17 protein-coding genes are annotated in these 21870 nt (G+C 57.9%); 11 read left to right on the forward strand and 6 right to left on the reverse strand.

Annotation, left to right across the window (positions count from 1 at the left end; genetic code table 11):
• Window positions 1–7: 7 nt before the first annotated feature.
• The 3 genes from ACFPPD_RS16185 to ACFPPD_RS16195 form a co-directional block, all read right to left on the reverse strand.
• Window positions 8–556, reverse strand: a complete 549-nt coding sequence (locus ACFPPD_RS16185; protein ID WP_378082652.1) for a DUF4367 domain-containing protein — start codon at window positions 554–556, stop codon at window positions 8–10.
• Window positions 557–622: 66 nt separating this feature from the next.
• Window positions 623–1093: a DinB family protein gene (locus tag ACFPPD_RS16190; protein WP_209748446.1), complete on the reverse strand. Its 471-nt coding sequence runs from the start codon at window positions 1091–1093 to the stop codon at window positions 623–625.
• Between the two features lie 129 nt (window positions 1094–1222).
• On the reverse strand, window positions 1223–2137 hold the full coding sequence (locus ACFPPD_RS16195) for an alpha/beta hydrolase (protein WP_209748447.1): 915 nt from the start codon (window positions 2135–2137) through the stop codon (window positions 1223–1225).
• A 251-nt stretch (window positions 2138–2388) separates the two neighbouring features.
• Between ACFPPD_RS16195 and ACFPPD_RS16200 the strand changes: the two genes are divergently transcribed.
• Window positions 2389–2760, forward strand: a complete 372-nt coding sequence (locus ACFPPD_RS16200; RefSeq protein ID WP_209748449.1) for a winged helix-turn-helix transcriptional regulator — start codon at window positions 2389–2391, stop codon at window positions 2758–2760.
• A gap of 218 nt (window positions 2761–2978) precedes the next feature.
• On the opposite strand, the gene ACFPPD_RS16205 is transcribed toward ACFPPD_RS16200, so the two are convergent.
• The gene (locus tag ACFPPD_RS16205; RefSeq protein ID WP_209748451.1) at window positions 2979–3131 is read right to left on the reverse strand and encodes a hypothetical protein; all 153 of its coding nucleotides are present in this window, start codon (window positions 3129–3131) and stop codon (window positions 2979–2981) included.
• 284 nt (window positions 3132–3415) lie between these two features.
• Here ACFPPD_RS16205 and ggt point away from each other — a divergent pair, with 284 nt between their 5' ends.
• From ggt to ACFPPD_RS16220, 3 genes are all read left to right on the forward strand, one after another.
• Window positions 3416–4996 carry a gamma-glutamyltransferase gene (gene ggt / locus ACFPPD_RS16210; protein ID WP_209748518.1) on the forward strand — a complete coding sequence of 527 codons (1581 nt, stop codon included), beginning with the start codon at window positions 3416–3418 and terminating at the stop codon, window positions 4994–4996.
• 65 nt (window positions 4997–5061) lie between these two features.
• Entirely contained in the window at window positions 5062–6267 is a 1206-nt protein-coding gene (locus tag ACFPPD_RS16215) for an amidase (RefSeq protein ID WP_209748453.1), read from the forward strand.
• A 69-nt stretch (window positions 6268–6336) separates the two neighbouring features.
• Complete coding sequence (locus ACFPPD_RS16220; RefSeq protein ID WP_209748455.1) at window positions 6337–7251, forward strand: fumarylacetoacetate hydrolase family protein; 915 nt, start codon at window positions 6337–6339, stop codon at window positions 7249–7251.
• Between the two features lie 765 nt (window positions 7252–8016).
• Here ACFPPD_RS16220 and ACFPPD_RS16225 read toward each other — a convergent pair.
• Entirely contained in the window at window positions 8017–8895 is an 879-nt protein-coding gene (locus tag ACFPPD_RS16225; RefSeq protein WP_209748457.1) for an AraC family transcriptional regulator, read from the reverse strand.
• Window positions 8896–9027: 132 nt separating this feature from the next.
• Here ACFPPD_RS16225 and ACFPPD_RS16230 point away from each other — a divergent pair, with 132 nt between their 5' ends.
• The 5 genes from ACFPPD_RS16230 (at window position 9028) to ACFPPD_RS16250 (ending at window position 15864) form a co-directional block, all read left to right on the forward strand.
• Window positions 9028–10557, forward strand: coding sequence for an L-fucose/L-arabinose isomerase family protein (locus tag ACFPPD_RS16230; RefSeq protein ID WP_209748459.1), 1530 nt, complete (start codon window positions 9028–9030; stop codon window positions 10555–10557).
• A gap of 381 nt (window positions 10558–10938) precedes the next feature.
• A complete protein-coding gene (locus ACFPPD_RS16235; protein ID WP_378082639.1) occupies window positions 10939–12072 on the forward strand; it encodes an autoinducer 2 ABC transporter substrate-binding protein in 1134 nt (377 codons plus the stop codon).
• Window positions 12062–13918, forward strand: a complete 1857-nt coding sequence (locus tag ACFPPD_RS16240; protein ID WP_209748462.1) for a sensor histidine kinase — start codon at window positions 12062–12064, stop codon at window positions 13916–13918. The genes ACFPPD_RS16235 and ACFPPD_RS16240 overlap by 11 nt, the downstream gene beginning before the upstream one ends.
• Entirely contained in the window at window positions 13887–15554 is a 1668-nt protein-coding gene (locus ACFPPD_RS16245; RefSeq protein ID WP_209748464.1) for a response regulator transcription factor, read from the forward strand. Before ACFPPD_RS16240 ends, ACFPPD_RS16245 begins: the two co-directional genes overlap by 32 nt.
• Window positions 15538–15864, forward strand: a complete 327-nt coding sequence (locus ACFPPD_RS16250) for an L-rhamnose mutarotase (RefSeq protein WP_209748466.1) — start codon at window positions 15538–15540, stop codon at window positions 15862–15864. The genes ACFPPD_RS16245 and ACFPPD_RS16250 overlap by 17 nt, the downstream gene beginning before the upstream one ends.
• Window positions 15865–15948: 84 nt before the next feature.
• On the opposite strand, the gene ACFPPD_RS16255 is transcribed toward ACFPPD_RS16250, so the two are convergent.
• Window positions 15949–17181: a nitrate/nitrite transporter gene (locus ACFPPD_RS16255; protein ID WP_209748468.1), complete on the reverse strand. Its 1233-nt coding sequence runs from the start codon at window positions 17179–17181 to the stop codon at window positions 15949–15951.
• 387 nt (window positions 17182–17568) lie between these two features.
• On the opposite strand from ACFPPD_RS16255, the gene nirB reads away from it, so the two are divergent.
• On the forward strand, window positions 17569–19686 hold the full coding sequence (nirB, locus tag ACFPPD_RS16260; RefSeq protein ID WP_209748470.1) for a nitrite reductase large subunit NirB: 2118 nt from the start codon (window positions 17569–17571) through the stop codon (window positions 19684–19686).
• Window positions 19687–19706: 20 nt separating this feature from the next.
• Window positions 19707–21845 carry an assimilatory nitrate reductase catalytic subunit NasC gene (gene nasC, locus ACFPPD_RS16265; protein ID WP_378082642.1) on the forward strand — a complete coding sequence of 713 codons (2139 nt, stop codon included), beginning with the start codon at window positions 19707–19709 and terminating at the stop codon, window positions 21843–21845.
• The last annotated feature ends 25 nt before the right edge of the window (window positions 21846–21870 follow it).

A 21870-nucleotide genomic window follows, 5' to 3' on the forward strand; every position in this document is an offset into this window, starting at 1 on the left:
CGTTCAATCACTTAATCGATTTCGCCAGCTCAACCATCATCTGCTTAGACAAATCTCCACTGTCGATCTCTATATAAGTACCATCTTGCACCCAGCGTAGATATCCTCCTGGTGTGTGATCAGTCCATGGTACAAATCGCGCTTCGATTCCATTTATGTTAACTTTCTCTCCACTTACATCAAATTTAAAATCTTCGACTATAATTTTAGTTGTACTTGTTTGGTTACGTACATCGATAGTGGTGTCAAATCGCTTGATTTTGTAACCAACCGCCTTATGCTCTTCTATTCCAAACATGTACGTTTGTCCTGATTTATCGAAGTAATGAAGTCTAACTCTCGAAATTGATCGACCAGAAACAAGAGGGAAAGGTTCCTTAATTTCAAACTTATAACTCTCTGTGGAGGTATAGGGGGCAAGTAATTTGAAATCCGTAGCATATTTCAACTCATCCAATCCAACATGTGATGAAGTCATTATAGGATTATCTGATGCCATGAGCAGTTCAAAATTTAATCCATTCAATAAGGTAAAGATAAGCAAGAATAAAATCACCGATTTCAATATGGATAATACCCCCAAACTTTTGGTAGTATTATGCCCGTTATTCATTAAACTAGCCTAGTCCCATACCTTCGGACGTTCTATTCCCGCTGTTCTCATATAATCCAATAGTTGGCCGGTGTGAACAGATTCATGGTAAGCAATTCTCATTAGCATATCTCCCAAAGTACGAACGTAACCAACATCGCTGCGATCAATCTCTACCTTTGATAGACTTTCATCTGAAAACGACATAATCGTATTCATGAATTCTTTTCTATATGTTTGAGCAAATGCTAACTCATCTTTAACTGTTGTAAAAATGCGGTTTTCGAATGGTGATTCATACGAAGTCAAGCTTCCTTGATTAAGCAAGGCAAGATGATAATAATGTTCACCGTCCAAAACATGACGGATCATGTCTTTAATATTTAAGGCATTGAGGTCCGGTTTCCATTCTAAGCTTTCCTCAGGAATACTTTCCCACACTTTTATACTTCTACGTCGAACTTCTTCAAAATTTAGTAATATTAAATCTATAGCGTTCATGAATGCCCTACCTTTCTGCTACCAAATTACTAAAAATTATACCAGAACACCCGTTCTAAATATACTGCTTTATAATATGGAACCGGACGTTCCGCGGAGACGAGATGGCCGAGACCGAAGTCGAATGGGTTACGATTCGTTCACCTGCAATCTATCGCGAATGAGCTCGTAAACGTCGTGTCCGTCTTCGAAAATATCCGTCATCGCGTAAAAAGTGTGGATCATGCCGGGATACCTTTTCAGTTGGACGTCGACGCCGTTATCCCTTAGCTTGTCGGCATAACGCTCGCCTTCGTCGCGAAGCGGGTCGTATTCGGCCGTCACGATCAGGGCGGGTGCCACGCCTTCGACGTCGCCGAGGATCGGTGAGGCGAGAGGGTTCGCCCTCTCCGCGTCGTCGTTCAAATAGTAGGCGGCGCAAGCTTCGAGCAACGCGGTTTCGAGAAAGTAGCCGGCGCCGTAAGTCCGCTTCGATTCGTAATCCGACGACCAGTCCGTCAGCGGATTCAGCAGAATCTGATGCGAGATCGCGGGGCGACCGTTTTTCCGGGCTTGTTGCGCGACGACCGTCGCCAGCGTAGCCCCGACGCTTTCGCCGGCGACGAAAATCCGTTCCGGGTCTACGCCGATCTCGACCGCGTGGTCGAAGACCCACTGCGTCGCGTAGATCGCTTCGTCGACCGGCACCGGGAATTTATGCTCCGGCGCGAGCCGGTAATCGACCGAGATGACCGCGTGGCCGGTCGCCGTCGCGAGCTTGCCGCTCATCGGATCGTAATGGGCCATCCGGTTGAACAGGAATCCGCCGCCGTGGAAGAACACGATCGCGGGCAACGATTGATTTTCGCTTGGCCGATAAATTCTGACCGTCAGCTTGCCGTGCGGACCGTCGAGTTCGAAGTCTTCCGTGCCGTCCAATCGGATATCGTCCGAGATGAGGTTGGCGACGACGACTTGGCGAATTTGTTCGGGAGTCATCGTATGCAGGGCGGGAAACCCCGAAATGTCGTGAAGAAATTTTCTCGTTTGTTCGGGCATGTTCATGATTTGCTTCCTTCTTTCGTTAAGGTTTTGGAGTAGTTATCGCTTCCGTGACTTCAAGATAATGCATCTTTTGAACCGCCGTAAGGAGGCACTTTAAAGTGGCTAGCGCACTTGAAAGTGCGTTTTTTGCTCATCTAAGGGATCGGGGAATAAAAAAATCGGCCCGATTTCGCCGAGGGTGTCGAAGAGCGCGCCGCATATGATAGAATAAATGGATCGATTTTCCTCATTAACCGCTTGGGGGTTACGTGATGAATGAATTCGAGATCGTCGCCGAGGCGGAATCGCCTTGCCATTATCGCCGCGCGCTGGAAGTCGTCTCTAGCAAGTGGACCGTTCTCGTCTTCTACGAGTTGGAAGAAGGGAAGATGAGATATAGCGACTTGAAGAAGCGCGTGGAAGGCGTTACCCAGAAAATGCTGACCCAAACGTTACGCCAATTGGAGCGGGACGGTCTGGTCGAGCGTTTCGTCTATCCGACGGTCCCTCCGACCGTGGAGTATGCGCTGACTGGTCTCGGGAATTCGCTGATCGAGCCGATGAGGGCGCTTCATCGCTGGACGGATGCACACTATGACAATGTGCTGGAAGCTAGAAGAGCTTACGACCAAGCTAATGCGTAATCGGAAGAGATAGACGATAAGCCAGCGGCGATGTGCCGCTGGCTTGTTTTATTCTGCTTACCAACATAGCAGAGCTCTGCGAAGCAAAAATGGGGAGAGAATAGATGCAAATGTGCAGGTTCTCTCGCCTCACCCGACCGTCTCTATCGAAAACCTCCAAATATGCAGGAATTTCTCGTTCAATTCGACCAGGGAACATTTTAGAGAAACGGAAATCGTTATTCCCGGCAATCCGATTTGTATCCGTCGGCTTGCTTCTCGACGTTTCCGAGCATATCGCAATCGTCTTCCGCTTCCGATCTAGCCTCCGGCTCGTCGCTACGGTCCTGCGGCTTGATCGGAGGATCTAGAAACTGGTTATTGTCGTTCATGCTCGCACTCCTTCCATATGGATTTCATTACCAAGAAATGATGCGCCGACGGCACCCATTTTATGCGGAACGAACGCGCGATGGGCAAACCCGTCCGGCCCAAGCATCTCCGCTTGGCGTCAGCGACGGGTTATTTTTGTGAGAATCAACAACATCCCCCGGCCGATTGTGGCTACGAACCAGTATTTGCGAAGAGGCGGACGAAACGCGTTGCCGACTCCCGGGAGGCGTGTTACCGTATGGGGAAAAAGAACGTCGAGCGAATCGACAAGGGGGACGCGGGGATGAACCGTTCGGCGATCGGAGCGAATACGATGGTCGTAAGCCCGCATCGGCTGGCGTCCGAAGCGGGGGATCTCATTTTAAGTCGCGGCGGCAATGCGTTCGATTCGGCGGTAGCGGTAAGCGCTTGTCTGGCCGTCGTCTATCCCCACATGACGGGCTTAGGCGGGGATTGCTTCTGGCTGACTTATGCGGCCGGGGAAGGGCGGGTTCGCTCCTACAACGGCAGCGGACGCTCGGGCAGGCTGGCGACGCGGGAAGCGTTCGCTGGCGAAGAAGCGATTCCGAGGCGGGGCGTTCGCAGCGCCATTACGGTACCCGGCATGGTGGACGGCTGGGCGGCCGTGCTCGAGGCCTACGGGAGGATGACGCTGGCGGACGTGCTGGAGCCGGCGATCGGATACGCGAGAGATGGATTTCCGATGTCGAAGCATCAGCATGGGGATACGGCGAGCCGGGCGGAATGGTTGGCCGGACTCCCGCTCACGCGGGACGTTTACTTGCCGGGAGGCCAGGTGCCAGCCATCGGGAGCCGATTCGTACAGGAACGGTTGGCGGATAGTTTGAAGGCGATCGCGGAAGGCGGAAGGGATGTCTTCTACAAAGGAGATTTGGCGCATCGGATCGTCGCTTACCTGGAAGAAAACGGCGGCTTATTGACGATGGAAGATTTAGCTTTGCATAGTGGGCAGTGGGTAGAGCCGTTGCGCGGAGCTTACCGCGGTTACGACATTTACCAGGTGCCTCCGAATTCGCAAGGCTTCGTCGGGCTCATGGCGCTGAACATCTTGGAGAGATTCGATATCGCGGGCATGGCGGAAGGTTCCGCGGACTATTATCACTTGCTTGTCGAGGCGCTCAAGCTGAGCTTCAGGGACCGCGACGCTGTGCTGACAGATCCGGATTTCGCGAGCATCCCGCTCGATCGGCTGCTGTCGGAGGCGCACGCGTCCAAGCTAGCCGGCGTGATCGATACCGGGCGAGCGTCGCTGGTTGGCACCCGGCCCGTCGGTCACGATACGGCTTACGCGGCGGTGGCGGACGGGGAAGGCAACTCGGTTTCTTTTATCCAAAGCTTGTACTTCGAGTTCGGGTCGGGCGTGACGGCGGGCGATACGGGAATCCTGCTGCAGAACCGCGGGTCCTTCTTCTCTCTCGATCCGACTCACGTCAATACGCTCGAACCGAACAAACGAACGTTCCATACGCTCATGCCCGCGATGGCGTGCAAAGCGGGTAAGCCCGCGATTCTGTACGGCACGCAGGGCGGGGAAGGGCAGCCGCAGACGCAGACGGCGATGCTTACGAGGATGATCGATTACGGCATGGACCCGCAGCGCGCGATCGATGAGCCGCGTTTCGTCTGGGGCCGGACGTGGGGCGAAGATACGCAAGAGTTGAAATTGGAAAATCGAGTGAAGGCGGAAGTCGCGAAGAAGTTGTCGCTGAAGGGGCACTCTGTGCGCGTCGTCGAGGCATTCGATAGCGTCGTCGGGCATGCCCATGCGATCGCGATCGCAGAAGACGGGACGAAGCAAGGCGGCGCCGACCCGCGAAGCGACGGGGCGGCGGTCGGCCGTTAAGGCGCGAAAGCGATGGCGGCCCATTCAATGGGAATCAGGCAGACGGAACGAAACGAGGCGATGGAATGGATAACCACGGAGGCGCGTTCGTCTCGAGAGCGATGATGCTGGGGCCATTCGGAGACGGATGGTTGAAGGGAATGACGTTCGCCGTGAAGGACGTGTTCGGCATCGCCGGTTACGTGTCCGGCGCGGGCAATCCCGAATGGCTGCGAACGGGACGGGCGGCTACGCGGCATTCGGAAGCGATCGTCCGGTTGCTTGCGCAAGGGGCGAGACTCGTCGGAACGACGCATACGGACGAGTTGATGTACAGCTTGAACGGGGAGAACGCCCATTACGGCACGCCGGTTAATCCGAAGGCGCCGGGGCGCATACCGGGAGGCTCCTCGAGCGGCTCCGCGGTCGCCGTCGCGAGCGGCGCGGTCGATTTCGCGCTCGGCACGGACACGGGCGGGTCGGTGCGGATTCCTTCGGCCTATTGCGGCGTATACGGTTTCCGGCCGACGCACGGACTCGTTCCGGCGGACGGCGTTATCCCGCTCGCGCCGCGCTTCGATACGGTCGGCTGGATGGCGCGCGGACCGAAGGAGTTACGGGAAGTCGGAGCCGCGTTAATCGGCGGCGGAAGCGGTTCGGGAGCGCCGCCCGGAAGCGGCTTCGGCAGGCTCTTGTGGGCAAGCGACGTCTGGGCGCTCGTCGACGAACCGTGCCGGGAGGCGCTTCTGCGCTTCGCTCCGGCGATCGAGCGGACGACTTCGCGAAGCGAGTGGACGGACGTCGCGACGGATGGGCTCGCGGCTTGGTCCGACGCTTTCCGCGTGCTGCAAGGGTTGGAAGCGTGGAAGCAGCACGGGGAGTGGATCGAGCGCTCGAAGCCGGGCTTCGGCGACGGCATCGCCCAGAGGTTCGAATGGGCGAGTAAGCTAACCGCCGCGGATGGGGAACGGCCGGAGCGGCTAAGGGAATCGGCGAGCGCGGCGCTTGAAGCGCTGCTCGGGGAAGACGGCTTACTCGTCATCCCGACGGCGCCGGGCATCGCGCCTTTATTGCGGGAGAGCGGCGAGCAAGTGGAGATCGCGCGGAGAATAACGCTGATGATGACTTGCGTCGCGGGGCTGACGGGATTGCCGCAAGCGACGCTGCCGCTGGCGGAGGTCGACGGTTGCCCCGTCGGACTGTCGGTCGTCGGTGGACGCGGCCAAGACTTGAGGGTGCTGGAGTGGGTCGAACGGGTCACGATCGATCTCAGCGAACGGGCGGGAGAGTAACCCCGATGTTTATGGAAAGCGGTCGCGAATAGCGTTCGTTTGCGAGAATTCGGAGAGAGGAGGGGACGGATGAAACTTGTCACGCTGGCCCAGGACGGAGAAGAAGTCGCGGCTCTCGCGATCGGCGGAGGCGCGGAATTCGGTAGCAGAGGGGATGCGAATCACGCAAACGCGCGGGCCTACGTTCTCCTTAGCACGATTAATACGGCGACAGGGAGGAACTGGTGCGAGGATGCTTTCGGCTTGGTGAGCCGCGGACAACTGGAGGAGGTTGCCGCGTGGTACGGGAACGGAGGCGAGGCGTTACTGAGCGAGTTGCCGCGGATCCTTGCGGATGAAGCCGTTCACGCGCCGCTATACCGATTCCCTCGCAAAATCTGGGGAATCGGATTCAATTACGCCGCGGACGAGGAGGAGAGGCGCTCGTTGCTGGCAGCCGGCCACGAGCCGGTCGGGTTTCTGAAGCCGGATACGGCGCTCATCGGCCCGGGCGACGAGATCGTTCTGCCCGCGGCATCGGAGCGGGTGAAAGCGGAGGCGGAGCTTGCCGTCGTCATCGGCAAGCGGTGCAAGGACGTCGCCGAAGCGGACGCGCCGGGCGTCGTCGCGGGTTTCGCGGCTGCGCTGGATATGACGGCGGACGACATTCATGCTCGTAATCCCCGATTCCTGACGCGGGCGAAGAGCTTCGATACGTTTTTCGGCTTCGGTTCGGAGCTGATCACCTTGGACGAGTTCGGCGATGTAGGCGCGATGGCGGTCGAGACGTATCATAACGGCGAGCTCAGCCATAGCAACGTCGTCTCGAATATGCTCGTCGGGCCATGGGCGGCCGTTGCGTATTTGTCCCAGGGCATGACGCTGTTGCCCGGGGACGTGATTCTCACCGGTACGCCGGGTCCCGTCGTCGTTCGCGGCGGGGACGTCGTCGAATGCCGAATCGCCGGCTTCCGCCCTTTCGAGCTTCGGGTGTCGCGGGAGTAAAAAATGAGCCTCCTTAGTTCCGTGTAGCCCATTCATCCATGAGATCCTCAGCCATCCGGCCGTGGATTTTTTTTCTTGATTCAGAATGGATAAGTTTCATGCTTATCATGAACGGAATCGTCTCCGTAAAGCTTCTTGGGCTTCCCAGAGGACGCCAAAGGCGTGTTTGCTTGTATGGGATCGGTGCGGTGAGCGAGTTGGAGTTACGAGATGGTTATGCGAGTAGAGCGGAAGCGTTGTGCGCGCAGGTCCTAATGTACTTCCATCGACCTGCAAAAGTGCAGTTTGTTTCCGATAATCGGCTGCATCGAGCGGATCAAACTGCATGGGGTGCAGTTTGATTCCAAGAAAATCGCGAAAACGAGCTATTTACGGATTTTAAACTGTAGTAGGTGCAGGTTGTAGGGCGAAAAAGAGAAAATGGTGAAAACAAACTGTAGTCCATGCAGGTTGGCGCGGCGGGGGAGGGAGTAAGGAGGGGGCGCGGGAGTAAGGAGGGGCGCGGGAGTAAGGAGGGGCGCGGGAGTAAGGAGGGGCGCGGGAGTAAGGAGGGGCGCGGGAGTGAAGTTTGGGATCAAGAGTGTCCGGAGTGTGGAATTGCGGAAGCCTCCAGAGGACGCCAATTGCGGAAGCCTCCAGAGGACGCCAAAGGCGTCTTTGCTTGTGAGGATGCGCCATCTACCTAGTGGATGCTTTCAGTTGCTGACTCGCCGCCACCCGCCACCCACCAACGCCAACTACCTAATTGCACGGAGTCCGTCCCTCTTACTTGCGCCCCTCCTGCCACCGCTTGCGATAGGCCAGAGGCGTGTAGCTCTCTCGCTCCCGGAACAGGTTGATGAAGTGGCTGACGTTGTCGATGCCGACGTCCGCGGCGATCTCCGCGACCGGCATGTCCGAGTACCGCAGCCGTTCTTTCGCCCGGGCAATCCGAACGTTGATCAAGTATTCGTTCGGCGAGAATCCGGTGTATTTCTTGAACGTCTTGGACAAGGCGTACTTGTCCATCGCGAACGCCTCCGACAAGCCGTCAAGCGTCAGTTTCTCGGCGAACCGGCGATCGTAATGGCGGATGACGTCCCTCACGACGGACGGAATGCCGAGCTGCGGCGTATCCCGCTGCTGAACCGCGAGCATCAGCTCCGTCAGCAGGTCGACGATCAACCTCGAGCCCCGCAGCTCGGTTTCGATCGTCCGAAGCTCGTGCAGCGCTACGATTTCCTTCATCATCCCCGGAATTCTCGAGCCCTTCTCCAGCGAAAGAACCGGACTGCCTTCCGCCGCGAACCGATCGTAATACGCCCTGGACGAGCTGCCGTCGAAGTGCAGCCATATCAGTTCCCACGGCTCGTTCGAAGCTGTCTTGTAATACTGGTATTTTCGGCAATCGATATAGAACAATTGACCCGCCTGCAAACCGAACGACTTGTCATCGTAGACGAGAGAGCCGGCGCCCGACAACGTGTAGACGATCAAATAAGAATCCAAATTCTCGCGCTCGGTGAAATAAGAAGAATGCGCCCGGAACATTCCCGCCTCTTGCGCGTAATAAAGCGAAGATTTGGCGAACGCGGAAGGCGTCGCCATGATCCTCACCGAATCCTCGGACCAATCGAAGGAGGCTTTCTCCCGGTATTCCCGCATCGTCCGACACCTCCGTCCCAATCGTGCAAGATTCTATGATTATCGGCCAAGATCGTTGGATGCCTTCTTTATTGAAAGCATTTACAATCGAATCATAGAACCATTATTCCATAGAACGACGAGGTGGTAAACATGACGATACATGCACCGATCAAGCCCGTCCGCAAGGCGAGAATCGGATTATACAGCGTTGGCCTCCATGCTTATTGGGAGCAATTCCCGGGACTACGGGAACGACTAATCGAGTACGGGAAATTCATCGAGACGAAAATGTCGCAGTGGGCCGAAGTGTACAATTACGGTCTCGTCGATACGGAAGCGGAAGGGCGGAAAGCCGGCGAGTGGCTCAACGCGAACAACGTCGACCTCGCGTTCTGCCACGTGGCGACCTACTCGACGAGCTCGACCGTGCTGCCGATCCATCAAGCATGCAAGGCGCCGGTCGTATTCCTGAACTTGCAGCCGACCGATCGCATCGATTACGACCGGTCGACGACGGGGGAATGGCTCGCGCACTGCGGCGCCTGCCCGGTACCGGAGTTCGCGAACGTGTTCAACCGCGCCCGCATTCCGTTCCGCGTCGTGAACGGCATGCTCGGGCTCGATTACACCCCGGCGATCTCTCTGACGAACGAAATCACGCACCGTAGCCCGGAAGCCGTCAAAGCATGGCGCGAGATCGAGGAATGGATCAGAGCGGCCGCCGTACCGCGCACGCTACGGCATAGCCGGTTCGGTTTCCTCGGCAATACGTACAGCGGCATGCTCGACATGTACAGCGACTTCACGATGATTCAAGCGCAGACGGGACTTCACGTCGAAGTGCTCGAGATGTGCGATCTCGATCGCTTGCTTAAGGATGTGACGCCGGCGGAAGTCAAAGAGAAGCTCGAAGAAGTGAACGGCATGTTCCGGATCAGCGGGGATTCGCCGTCCGATCCGATCGCGCGCAAGCCGACGGACGAGCAGCTCGACTGGTCTTGCCGAGTGGCGGCGGCGCAAGAGCGGCTCGTGCGCGAATACGACTTGGACGCGCTTAGCTACTACTACCACGGCGCTCCCGGCGGCGAATACGAGAAGCTGCAGGGCGGCTTCATCGTCGGCCATTCGCTTCTTACCGCGAAGGGCATTCCGTGCTCGGGCGAAGGAGATCTGAAGACGGCGCTCGCGATGAAGATCAGCGACATTCTCGGCACGGGCGGCAGCTTCTGCGAGATCGTCGTCGTCGATTACGTCGACGGCACGATCTTGCTCGGCCATGACGGTCCGTTCCACGCCGCTATCTCTGAAGGTAAGCCTGTCCTTCGCGGCATGGGCTTATACCACGGCAAACAAGGGACCGGCGTGTCCGTCGAAGCGAAAGTGAAGACGGGGCCGATCACGACGCTGAACGTGACGCAGACCGGGGACGGCAAGCTGAAGCTGATCGTCAGCGAGGCGGAATCGACGGACGGCCCGATCATGCGCATCGGCAATACGCAGACGCCGGTGAAGTTCCGCATGCACCCCGACGAGTACATGGCCCGCTGGTTCGCGGAAGCGCCGACGCACCATTGCGCGATGTCGATCGGGCACAACGGATCGCTTTTCGCCAAGGTAGGCGAATTAATGCAATTAAAATATGTTACGATAGATGAGGTTGTTCCAAAAGCCCGATTTTGATCGATACAGAAAGTAAGGTTCGCAATAATGATTAAGCGAACTTTCTGTACCATATAGGTTGAACCAAGGGGGTTGGAACGGCTTAACGTTTAGGGATCACCCTATTACGTTAATTTCTCTTCTATATCCAGAATTATTCAATTAGTACGCTGGCAGCGTGCTATTGAGCGAGCTTACGGCGGAAATAGCCAATTAGTACGCTGGCAGCGTGCTATTGAGCGAGATTGCGACGGAAATGGCCAATTAGTACGCTGGCAGCGTGCTATTGAGCGGGCTTACGGCGGAAATGGCCAGTAAGTACGCTGTCAACCTTCTCGGTGCTGAAAACCGGCCTTTTGTAACTCAATTTGAGTAAAATAACCGACCGAAAGCGGGAACTACGTGTACCGAGCATCCGATTCACCCCATCGATCCGAACGATCCGCGCGATCCGTCGCACGGTTCTTCCGGGCTTTCCTGACCGTCGCGACGTTGCTCGCGGCGATGCTGCTGACGGCTTCGTGCCAATCCGGATCGGCCAAGCCCTTCGAGCTCGTCTATTCGCTCGAAAAGGAAACGAGCGCGACCGACGGTACGCCCGGTCAGCCGGCCCCGTCGGGCGGGACCGAGAAGCCGTACAAAATCGCGTTCGTGCCGAAGGGCACGGAGCTTAACGATTATTTCGCGTACGCCGCCGAAGGCGCGCGGGAGGCCGGGCGCAACCTGGGCGTCGACGTCATCGTCGCCGGATCCGAGTCGGCCGATGCCGATCTTCAGATCGCGAGCGTGAAGAAGCTCATCGCGGACAAGGTCGACTTGATCGCGATCTCCGCCAACGATCCGGTCAAGCTCGTGCCGGTGCTCCGCGACGCGGCCGGCCAAGGCATTAAAGTGATTACGTGGGATGCCGACACGGAGCCGGAGGGCAGGGCGTTCTTCGTGAACATGGTCGATCCGGAAGTGCTCGGCAGGCACCTGCTCGATACGCTCGCGCTCGCGGTGGGGGAGAAGGGCAACTACGCGATCATGACGGGTTCTTTTTCCGCGGCGAACTTGAACGAATGGCTGAAATGGATTCACGTCCAGCAGAAGGAGTATTATCCGGACCTTCATCTCGTCGCCACGGTGGCGACCGACGACGTCAAAGAGAAGGCGTACGAAGTCGCGAAACGGCTACTGGCCGACTACCCGGCCCTCGACGGCATTCTCGGCAACTCCTCGGTCGGTCCTCCGGGGGCAGCCCAAGCGGTTCGGGAAGCGGGCAAGTCCGGTCAGGTGAAAGTGGTCGGCTTGTCGAATCCGAACCTCATGCGACCCTTTCTTCACGATGGCTCGGCGCAGATTTCCACCCTGTGGAGCCCGAAGAAGCTAGGCTACTTGACCGTCGTTCTCGCCAGCGAATACTTGGACGGGAAGCTGCCGACGGACGGCGAGGAAGTCGAGGGCGTAGGGAACATCAGGGTGAAAGGGGATATGGTCATTATGGGCGAGCCTCTCGATTTTACGCCGGATAACGTGGATCAGTATGATTTTTAGAAAATGGCGCGGACTGAAGTTCCGCAACTACCCTCTCGTCTATAAGCTGATCGTCACTTACATTTTGCTCACGGTCGTGCCGATGCTGCTACTCGTCTACGTGTCCTACACCCAGTATGCGCGGTCGGTCGAGGAACAAATCGGCGAATATATGCCGAAGTTCCTGTACCAGGCGAACGCCGACATCGAGAAACACATCCAGGAACTGACGACGCTTCCGGAGATGCTGTTCAACTCCGAGAATATTCTGAGCATCCTGAGAAGATCGTCCTACGAAAGACGTTCGGACTTGAACAAAGACCAATACAACATGAACAGCTACTTGGCCCGAACGTATACGAACGGAAGGAACGCCGACGTGCTCGGCGTCTTCGTCGTCTCGAACGGCCGCGTGTTCTACAGCTCGAAAGCGGGCTTCAGGGAATCGGGCTGGTCGCAGACGATTAAAGAGTATGCTTTTCCGGAGGGAGAACCCGGGAAAAAGGCGGACATCCTGCTGCCCGCGGATTTGAAGCTTCACTTCGACAGCGATATTCCTTACGTGTTCATCCGCAAGCCGATCAACGACAACGACAACCGGAGAAATCTAGGCACGATGCTGATCGCCGTCGACTTGTCGTTCATCGGCGACATCGTCCGCAATTTCGAGACGAACGAGAGGGCCGATCTGTGGGTCATGGAGCCGACGGGCAGAATCGTGTTCCATACGAACCGCTCGCTCATCGGCACGATCGATCAGGACCGAAGCCGCTACCCCGTCCTGAACGGCAGCTTCCGCAAGAGCGTCGATGGCGAGCCCGCGAAGCTCGTCAGCGCCAATCAGACCGATAAGCTCGGCTGGATACTCGTTCACAGCATTCCGCTTCGCGACCTGAACGAGCGCGCGGACCTGATCCGCAACGTGACCGTGTTCGTCTTCGGCGCGATCGTCATCGCCGCGTCGCTCATCGCGATCGTCATCGCGTACAACATGACCCGTCCGCTGAAGAAGCTTAGCGGGCTCATGAAGACGGTCGAACGGGGAGACTTCCAGGTCGACCTGAAAGTCCACAGCGGAGACGAGATCGGTACGCTCGCCCGCAGCTTCAATTCGATGATCGCGACGATCCGCGAGCTGATCCAGAAAAACTATCAAATCGAGATCCGGCAGAAGGAAGCCGAGCTCTACGCCTTGCAGTCGCAGATTAACCCGCACTTCATGTACAACACGCTGGAGACGATCGGGATGGCGGTCGAAGAAGGGGAGACGGAACAAGTCGTCGACATGGTCACGCTGCTCGGGCGCATGCTTCGTTTCTCCGTGTCCAACCAGTCGAAGTCGGTGACGATAGCGGAAGAAGTGCAGCACGTGAAAGACTATTTGACGATCCAGAAATTCCGATTCGAGGACCGGGTGCATTTCGAGATCGCGCAGATGATGGACGACCGGGATCTGCACGCGTATTTCACGCCGAAGTTCATCCTGCAGCCGATCGTCGAGAACGCGATCAAGTACGGGCTCGAGACGCGCAAAGCGCTCGAACTCCATATCGCGGTCAGCGAGGAATTCGGGGCGAGGTCGGGCAAGCGGGACGTCGTCATGCGCGTGAGGGACAATGGGCCGGGCATTCCGTCCGAGAAGCTGGAAGAGCTCGAGCAATCGCTGAAGCGGATCGGCTTCGAAGGGCGCGGCTCCCATTTCGGGCTGAGCAACGTGAACGCCCGCATCGTCATGATGCACGGGGCGGACTACGGCTTGCAATTGCACAGCATCATAGATAAAGGCACCGAGGTTATAATCCGCATTCCGAAAATCCGAGGAGATGAACTTCAGCATGCAGAAAATCAAGACGTTGATCGTGGATGACGAAGCGCGCATCCGGCGCGGCATCGAGCGACTCGTCCTGTCTTGCGGCGAAGAGTGGGAAGTCGTCGCGACCGCCAGCGATGGCATGGAGGCGCTCGATTGCTTCGAAGCGGCGGGCGGCGACATCGATCTGCTCATCACGGACGTGAAGATGCCCGAGATGGACGGCTTGACCTTGATCAAGGAAGCGAAGAAGCGTTATTCGTTCCATCCTCTCCTCATTAGCGGCTACGACGATTTCGCCTACTTGCAGACCGCGCTGAGGGAGGGGGCGCTCGACTATTTGCTGAAGCCGGTCGATCGCGAGCAATTTCGGGAGAGGATGGAGGAGATCGCCCGGATCGTCGACAACGGGCGGTACCAGAAGCATAAGAAAGGAGAGATGGAGCGCGGCGAGAAGAAGCTCTTGCAGACGAAGCAGACGCAGACGCTCAGCTACATCGCCTCGATGGATATCGACGCGAGCGCGCTCGGTTATTGGGTAGACGATTTCCCGAAAGGCTCGTACGTGCTGCTCGACGCCCGCATCGACACGATGCCGGTGAAGACGCGGACCTACAAGGCGAACGACTGGAAGGCGTATTTCTACGCTTTGGAAAATATTATGGACGAGCTGATCGGCGACTTCGCGACGTCCGGCAAGCAAGGGTGGAGCTGGAGGGGCGGGGATTCGGATTTCTGGCTGCTGCTGTACCGTCCGGAAGCGTTGTCGGACGGAGAGGCCGGCGATTGGGATTCCGAAGCTTCGCGGATGGCCGAGAGCGTTCGCTCCGCCATCCAACGATTCACCCCGTTCACCGTTTCGGTCGCATACGGGGAACCGATCGAGGATTTGTACTTGCTGCCGGAGGCGAAGCGGCAGGCGAACGCGCTTATGAATTACCGGTTCCTGTACGGCGGCAACCGGACGTTCGGTCCGTCGCTCGAACCGGAAGCCGGCTCGGGCATCGCGGACAAGGAGCTGTCGGCTGTCGCGCAGAAGCTGAAGCGGGCGGTCGAGCAAGGGAACGCGGAGCTCGCGGACGAACAGGTGAAGGCGCTGTTCGAGCGGCTCGAACGATCGGATTCCCCGGCGTTCCTGCAGGCGGCCGTTCAGAACGCGCTCGTCCTCGTGCATTCCGCGGGGCTCGAGAGCGCGCCGGGGATCGCGGACGCGGCGCCGCCGATCGAAGAGGAGCTCGCGCGGATCGGGAAGGCGACGAGCCTGCACGAGCTCAGAGTGTGCGTCAAGCAGGCGACGGACGCCGTCGTCGGTCACATCGTCCGTTCCCGCGAGAGCGGCAACGCGAAACCGGTCGAGCAGGCGAAAGCATGGATCAAGGTCTATCTCGACCAAGAGATTACGATTAAGAAAATCGCAGATCAGGTGTTTATGAACCCGACCTATTTCAGCGAAGTATTCAAGCTGCAGACGGGGGAAACCGTGCTCGATTACTTGACCCGGCAACGGATGGATCGCGCGAAGGCTCTTCTCGAGGATCCGCGGCCGAAGCTGCAGGAGGTGTCCGTCAAGGTCGGCTACCAAGACGTCAAATATTTCAGCAAGCTATTCAAGCAATGGACGGGTCAGACGCCGTCCAAATATCGCGAACGCGTTCACGGAGGAGGAGACTTGAACAATGGGAATGAGCAATAAATTCGCATGGACGTGGAAGATCAAGGAAGAGTGTCTGGAGGAATACGTCGCGCTGCATCTCGAGCCTTGGCCGGAGATTATGGAAGAGCATCGTAACGCGGGTATCCGGAACTATTCGATTTTCCAGAACGGCAACCGGTTTTTCTACTGCTTCGAGTGCGACGACGTCGAGGCGGCGTTCAAGTACATCGACGGGAGCGAAGCGTGCAATCGCTGGAACGCGATTACGTCGAAGATGGTCGAAGGTTCGTTCGATTTCTCGGACGCTGAACCGATCAAGCCGATGCGGGAAGTGTTTTACTTGAAGTGACGCGTACGGATACGGAAAAAAGGCTGACCGGATTCGTCGTCGCGACGAGATTCCGGTCAGCCTTTTTGGCGGAACTATAGAGAATTAAGAAGCTTCGAGCTCGCGGGTGTTGATCGCTTTGCCGCCGCTTCCGATCCAGCTCTTCTTCCATGCGCCTTGCGCCAATGCGAGAACGAAGATGCTCAAGATGGCGATGACGCTCAGCACGAGGAATCCGGCCGTGTACGATCCCGTACGTTGATACAGGTTGCCGAGGATGAGCGGCAGGAAGTAACCGCCGACGCCGCCCGCCGCGCCGACGAGCCCGGTTACGATGCCGATCTCGCTGCCGAACCGTTGCGGTACGAGCTGGAATACGGAGCCGTTGCCGGCGCCGAGGCACATCATGCCGACGAAGAGCAGGGTAAGTACGACGTAGAGCGGCGGCAGCGACGAGACGGACGCCAGCATGATGCCGGCTCCGGCGTACAGAAGCATCAGCATGCGGATGCCGCCGATTTTATCGGACAAATAACCTCCGATGGGGCGGAACAAGCTGCCCGCAATAACGCAGATCGTCGTGAAGTCGGCTGCTTTAACGGGGGCCAGGCCATACTGAGTATTAAAGAAGATCGTCAAGTAGTTCGTCAGGCCGACGAAACCGCCGAACGTGACGGCGTATAAGCCGCAGAACAACCATACGTCTGCTTGCTTGAGCACTTTGACGTATTCGATCGGTTTCTTCGGAGCGGGTTGGTTAGGGCTATCTTTGGCGAAAATAGTGAACAGAATGAAGGTGGTGACGATCGGAATGAGCGCGAGTCCGAATACGATCTCCCAGCTGCCGTAATGCTGCGCGATCCGGTTAGCGAACAGCGTCGTCAGTACCGTTCCGCTGTTGCCGGCGCCGGCGATGCCCATCGCGAGTCCTTGGTATTGCGGCGGATACCATCTGCTGGCCAGCGGCAAGGCGACAGCGAACGAAGCTCCCGCAATGCCGAGCAGCATAGCAACAATGTGAAGCTCGCCGAGCGAGTCGACGAATTGCCAGCCCCATACGAGCGGGATCATCGTCAGGAGCATGCCGAGCTGTCCCGTGCGTTTCGGACCGATGTAATCTGTCAGAAATCCTAACACGAGTCGAAGGATCGAGCCGCCGAGAATGGGCAACGCGACGAGATTCGCTTTTTCCGTCGCGGACATCGGGTAATCACCCATAATTACGACGGCGAGCGGGCCGATCAGCACCCATACCATGAAGCTAATGTCGAAATACAGAAACGCGCTGAACAGGGATGGCTTGTGTCCGCTTTTCCAAAAAGGTTTGTTCTCCGTCATCTCCAAATTCCCTCCAATTGGTTGATCTTTCTCTGTTTATGAAGCTTTATGAAGCGCAAAAAGCCGCACCCGGTCCCGAAGGACGGATAGCGGCATCGTTGCCAAAAGATTCGCACTGAATTGTGCGGATTAGCGGACCACAGCATTGTGACCACATACCGAATTATAGAGGTGCGTTAATTGCATGTCAATAAATATAACATTGATTTTCGATATTTAAATTTGTGTCATTATTATTGACATTGAGGGGTCATTCCATTATGCTTTTTGCAAATGAAACTTAGCGGCACAACGAAGTGCCGACCCTAACGGCAACGAAGCCCGTCCCCATACGCATGGGATGGGCTTTTTCTGATTTATCCGCGGCTAACCTAGAGGGGGCTTACCATGAGCAAAATGAAGTTAGTCGTCGTGGGCAACGGCATGGCGGGCGTCAAATGCGTCGAATATTTGCTCGAATTGGCTCCGGACGCGTACGAGATTACCATTATAGGAAACGAGCCGCATCCGAACTATAATCGGATTTTATTATCGAAAGTGCTGCAAGGCGACACCTCGATCGACGAGATTACGATCAACGACAGACAATGGTACAAAGATAAAGGCATACGGCTGATTACGGGCGAGACGGTGTCCCGGATCGACACGGCTTCGAAAAAAGCGATCGCCGCTTCCGGGATGAAGGTCGAGTACGACAAGCTCGTGCTGGCGGTCGGTTCTTCTCCCTTCATGCCGCCGATACCGGGCATCGACAAACCGGGAGTGACGGCATTCCGGAATATCGAGGATTGCGAGACGATGTTCCGCGCGTCGGCGACGTACCGGAAAGCGGCCGTCATCGGCGGGGGGTTGCTCGGACTTGAAGCGGCGCGCGGTCTGCTGAACCTGGGCATGGAGGTCGACGTGGTCCATAACGCTTCTTATTTGATGAACCGACAATTGGACCGCATGAGCGCGGACATGTTAAAAACTCGTCTTGTCGCCCAGGGGATGCGGTTCCGCATGGAGAAGCGGACGGAGAAAATATTGGGCCGCAAAAGGGCGGAGGGACTTCAGTTCTCGGACGGCTCTAAGCTGGCGGCGGACTTGATCGTGCTTGCGGTCGGCATCAGCCCGAATTCGTTGATCGCGGCGGCGAGCGGCATCGACGCGAACAGAGGGATCGTCGTGAACGACTACATGGAGACGAGCGCGCCGGACGTATACGCGGTCGGGGAATGCGCGGAGCACCGCGGTACGGCGTACGGTTTGGTGGCGCCGCTGTACGAGCAAGGAATGGTACTGGCGAACGTTCTTGCCGGTAAGAAGACGGAGCCGTACGCCGGCTCGATCCCTTACGCTCAGCTGAAGGTTTCCGGCGTCGAAGTGTTTTCCGCGGGCGACATTCGCGACGGGGACGCCGCAACGGCGTTGCTCGAGTATGATGGCGTGCGGGGAACATACAAGAAAGTGACGATGTCGGGAGGCAAAGTCGCCGGGGCGATTCTGTTCGGAGATACGACGGAAGGAACGAAGCTGCTCGGCCATCTGAAGAAGAAGGCGGACGTGTCCGTCTTGCGGGAAGCGCCGGTCGCGGCAGGCGGAAGGAACGAGCACGCGGCGGCCGCCGCCCTTGCGGACGATGAAGTCGTCTGCGCCTGCAACGGCGTCCGCAAGGACGCGATCGTCTGCGCGGTCGCGGATGGCGGAGCGAAGACGGCGGACGACGTGCGCGAGAAGACGAAAGCTTCGGGATCCTGCGGCGGCTGTAAGCCGATGGTCGCGGCCTTGGTCGCGTTCGCGCTCTCCGGCGGCGCCGGAAGCAAAGCCAAGGCTCTGCCGATCTGCGGCTGTACCGAGCTCGGCCATGAAGCGGTGAAGGCTGCCGTCGCCCATGGCAGGTATGCTGACGCGGCGAAGGCGATGAGGGCTCTCGGTTGGGGTAAGGAGAACGGTTGCCCGGTCTGCCGTTCGGCATTGACCTATTACACGCGCGCCTACCGGGATACGAACGGAGAGCGGAATCGGATTCCGGGCCGAGCCGGAGCATCGGCGACGGTGCGGATCGGCCCGGGAGGCGGCGAAGGACCGAGGCGGGAATTCGCGAGGGATAACGAGAAGCTCGGCCATGCGATCGAGCGTTCGTTGAGCGGATTAAGCATGCCGTATCCGGTCGTCGCCGCCGTGTCCGCAGGTCCTTCGTTCCCTGCGGGATCGCTCGTGAGCGATTTCGGTTTGGCGGGCACGCCGGCGGGATGGGAAGTGTACGCGGGCGGCCATTCCGAAAATCCGGTCAAGCAGGGCAAGCTGGTCGGCGTGGAAGCGACCGAAGAGTCGGCGCTCCAATTGGCGATCTCCTGCGTGCAGTGGTACCGAGAGTCTGCGAATTACGGAGAAGCGGCGTGGAAATGGGTCGAGCGGACCGGGCTGCAGCGGCTACGGGAAACGTTGCTCGATCCCGGAGAGCGGGCCGATCTAGTCGATCGGCTCGGGAGCGAGAAGGAACCTGCGGTCGCTCGCGCTTAACGGAAAGGAGAGGGAAGACGATGGCTACGGAACCATTAAAAGTACTGCCTACGGCGGTCTTGCATACGCAATGTCCTTTTTGCAGCGTGCAGTGCAAGATGAGGGTGGAAGAATATATCGGCGAAAGCGACGGCAAGCGTCCGACCTACGCGGTAGCGGGCATTCCGAACGCGGCTTCCGAAGGAAGACTGTGCGTGAAGGGCATGAACGCCCACCAGCACGCGACGAGCCGGGAGCGGATCCTCCATCCGATGATCCGGAAAAACGGCACGTTGCTGCGGGTGACGTGGGAGGAGGCGCTGGAAGCGATCGGCTCGCGGTTCCGGTCCACGCAATCGCTGTACGGCAACGACGCGGTTGCGGTGTACGGCGGCGGTTCGCTGACGAACGAGTCGGCTTATCTGCTCGGCAAGTTCGCGAGAGTGGCGCTTAGAAGCAAATATATCGATTACAACGGACGGTTCTGCATGTCCGCCGCCGCTTCCGCCGGCCACAAGACGTTCGGCATCGACCGGGGATTGACGAACCAACTGTCGGAGATCCCGCTCGCCGAGTGCATCATTCTGGCGGGAACGAACATCGCGGAGTGCCAACCGACGCTCATGCCTTATTTTACGAGGGCGAAAGAGAACGGGGCGTACATCATCGTCATCGATCCGCGCGTCACCGCGACGGCGGAAATGGCGGATCTTCACTTGCAAGTGAAACCGGGCGCGGACGTGGCGCTCGTGAACGGCATGCTGAAGACGCTCGTCGACGAGAGATTCACGGACTACTCGTTCGTGCGCGGACGGACGAAAGGCTTCGATCAATTGAAGGAACGTCTCGACAGGCTGAACATGGACGAAGTCGCGCTCGAAACGGGTCTCGCCAAAGAAGAGATCGAGAAGGCCGCTCGCGCCTACGGCAAAGCCAAGACCGGGATGATCTTCACGGCGAGGGGCGTGGAACAGCACGCCGACGGCCATCTGGCCGTGCGGAACTTCCTGAACATGGTGCTCGTGACGGGCAAAATCGGCAAAGAAGGCTGCGGCTACGGCGCCGTGACCGGCCAAGGCAACGGACAAGGCGGCAGGGAGCACGGACAGAAGGCGGATCAACTGCCGGGATACCGGCTGATCGAGAACGAAGCCGACCGGGCTTACGTCGCCGGGGTATGGGGAATATCCCCCGGAGAGCTTCCGGGCAAAGGCGTATCGGCTTACGAGATGATGGAGCTGATCGACAAGGACGCGATCAAGGCCCTGTTCGTGATGGGCTCCAACCCGATCGTCTCCAATCCGAACGCGCTGTTGGTAGAAAGGGCGCTCGGGAAACTCGATTTCCTCGTCGTCGCGGACATGTTTCTGTCGGAAACGGCGCAGCTCGCGGACGTCGTACTGCCGGTCACCTCGTACCTGGAGAACGAAGGGACGTTGACGAATCTCGAAGGCCGGGTGTTATTGAGGGAAGCGGGGCGTCCGGCTCCGGGAGAAGCGCGCCACGACTGGAAAATCCTGTGCGACTTGGCCGAACGGCTGGACAAAGGGACTTATTTCCCTTTCCGCAAGGCGGAAGAAATATTCGACGAGCTTCGGGTGGCGAGCCGCGGAGGCGTGGCCGACTATTACGGCATCACGTACGAGCGGCTGCGCAAGGAGGAGGGGATTTACTGGCCTTGTCCTTCGACCGATCATCCCGGCGCGAAGCGGCTGTTCGAGCGGACTTTCGTTCATCCCGATGGCTTGGCGGTGTTCCAGCCGGTCGACCAGCCGAGTCCCGCCGAACGAACGAGCGACGAATTCCCGATGATCATGACGAACGGCCGGGTGCTGTCCCATTACTTGACCGGCGTCCAGACGCGCCGAAGCCCGGTGCTCGCGGCGCGCGATGTCGAGAATTTCATGGAAATTCATCCTCGCACGGCAGCTAGGCACCGGATCGAGGACGGCTCTCTCGTGAGCGTGCGCTCCAGCCGGGGGGAAGTCGTCGTTCGCGGCAAGATCACGGACTCGATTCGCGAGGATACGGTGTTCGTGCCGATGCACTGGGGCGACGCGCAGAACGTCAACCGGGCGACGAGCCCCGAGCTCGATCCGGTCTGCCGGATGCCCGACTTCAAGTCGAGCGCGGTGGCGATCTCCCCGTTCGAACAGCCTTGGATGGAAGATTGGGAGTAGAAAAGAATAAAAGGTCAGATGAGAG

The organism is Cohnella suwonensis (genome assembly GCF_042655365.1).
Taxonomy (GTDB): Bacteria; Bacillota; Bacilli; order Paenibacillales; family Paenibacillaceae; genus Cohnella; species Cohnella suwonensis.

What these genes read in the sequence shown, in the direction of transcription:
- ACFPPD_RS16190 (WP_209748446.1), bottom strand. Translation starts at nt 1,093, where the DNA reads ATGAACGCTATAGATTTAATATTACTAAATTTTGAAGAAGTTCGACGT.
- ACFPPD_RS16195 (WP_209748447.1), bottom strand. Translation starts at nt 2,137, where the DNA reads ATGAACATGCCCGAACAAACGAGAAAATTTCTTCACGACATTTCGGGG.
- ACFPPD_RS16200 (WP_209748449.1), top strand. Translation starts at nt 2,389, where the DNA reads ATGAATGAATTCGAGATCGTCGCCGAGGCGGAATCGCCTTGCCATTAT.
- ACFPPD_RS16205 (WP_209748451.1), bottom strand. Translation starts at nt 3,131, where the DNA reads ATGAACGACAATAACCAGTTTCTAGATCCTCCGATCAAGCCGCAGGAC.
- ggt (WP_209748518.1), top strand. Translation starts at nt 3,416, where the DNA reads ATGAACCGTTCGGCGATCGGAGCGAATACGATGGTCGTAAGCCCGCAT.
- ACFPPD_RS16215 (WP_209748453.1), top strand. Translation starts at nt 5,062, where the DNA reads ATGGATAACCACGGAGGCGCGTTCGTCTCGAGAGCGATGATGCTGGGG.
- ACFPPD_RS16220 (WP_209748455.1), top strand. Translation starts at nt 6,337, where the DNA reads ATGAAACTTGTCACGCTGGCCCAGGACGGAGAAGAAGTCGCGGCTCTC.
- ACFPPD_RS16225 (WP_209748457.1), bottom strand. Translation starts at nt 8,895, where the DNA reads ATGCGGGAATACCGGGAGAAAGCCTCCTTCGATTGGTCCGAGGATTCG.
- ACFPPD_RS16230 (WP_209748459.1), top strand. Translation starts at nt 9,028, where the DNA reads ATGACGATACATGCACCGATCAAGCCCGTCCGCAAGGCGAGAATCGGA.
- ACFPPD_RS16240 (WP_209748462.1), top strand. Translation starts at nt 12,062, where the DNA reads ATGATTTTTAGAAAATGGCGCGGACTGAAGTTCCGCAACTACCCTCTC.
- ACFPPD_RS16245 (WP_209748464.1), top strand. Translation starts at nt 13,887, where the DNA reads ATGCAGAAAATCAAGACGTTGATCGTGGATGACGAAGCGCGCATCCGG.
- ACFPPD_RS16250 (WP_209748466.1), top strand. Translation starts at nt 15,538, where the DNA reads ATGGGAATGAGCAATAAATTCGCATGGACGTGGAAGATCAAGGAAGAG.
- ACFPPD_RS16255 (WP_209748468.1), bottom strand. Translation starts at nt 17,181, where the DNA reads ATGACGGAGAACAAACCTTTTTGGAAAAGCGGACACAAGCCATCCCTG.
- nirB (WP_209748470.1), top strand. Translation starts at nt 17,569, where the DNA reads ATGAGCAAAATGAAGTTAGTCGTCGTGGGCAACGGCATGGCGGGCGTC.
- nasC (WP_378082642.1), top strand. Translation starts at nt 19,707, where the DNA reads ATGGCTACGGAACCATTAAAAGTACTGCCTACGGCGGTCTTGCATACG.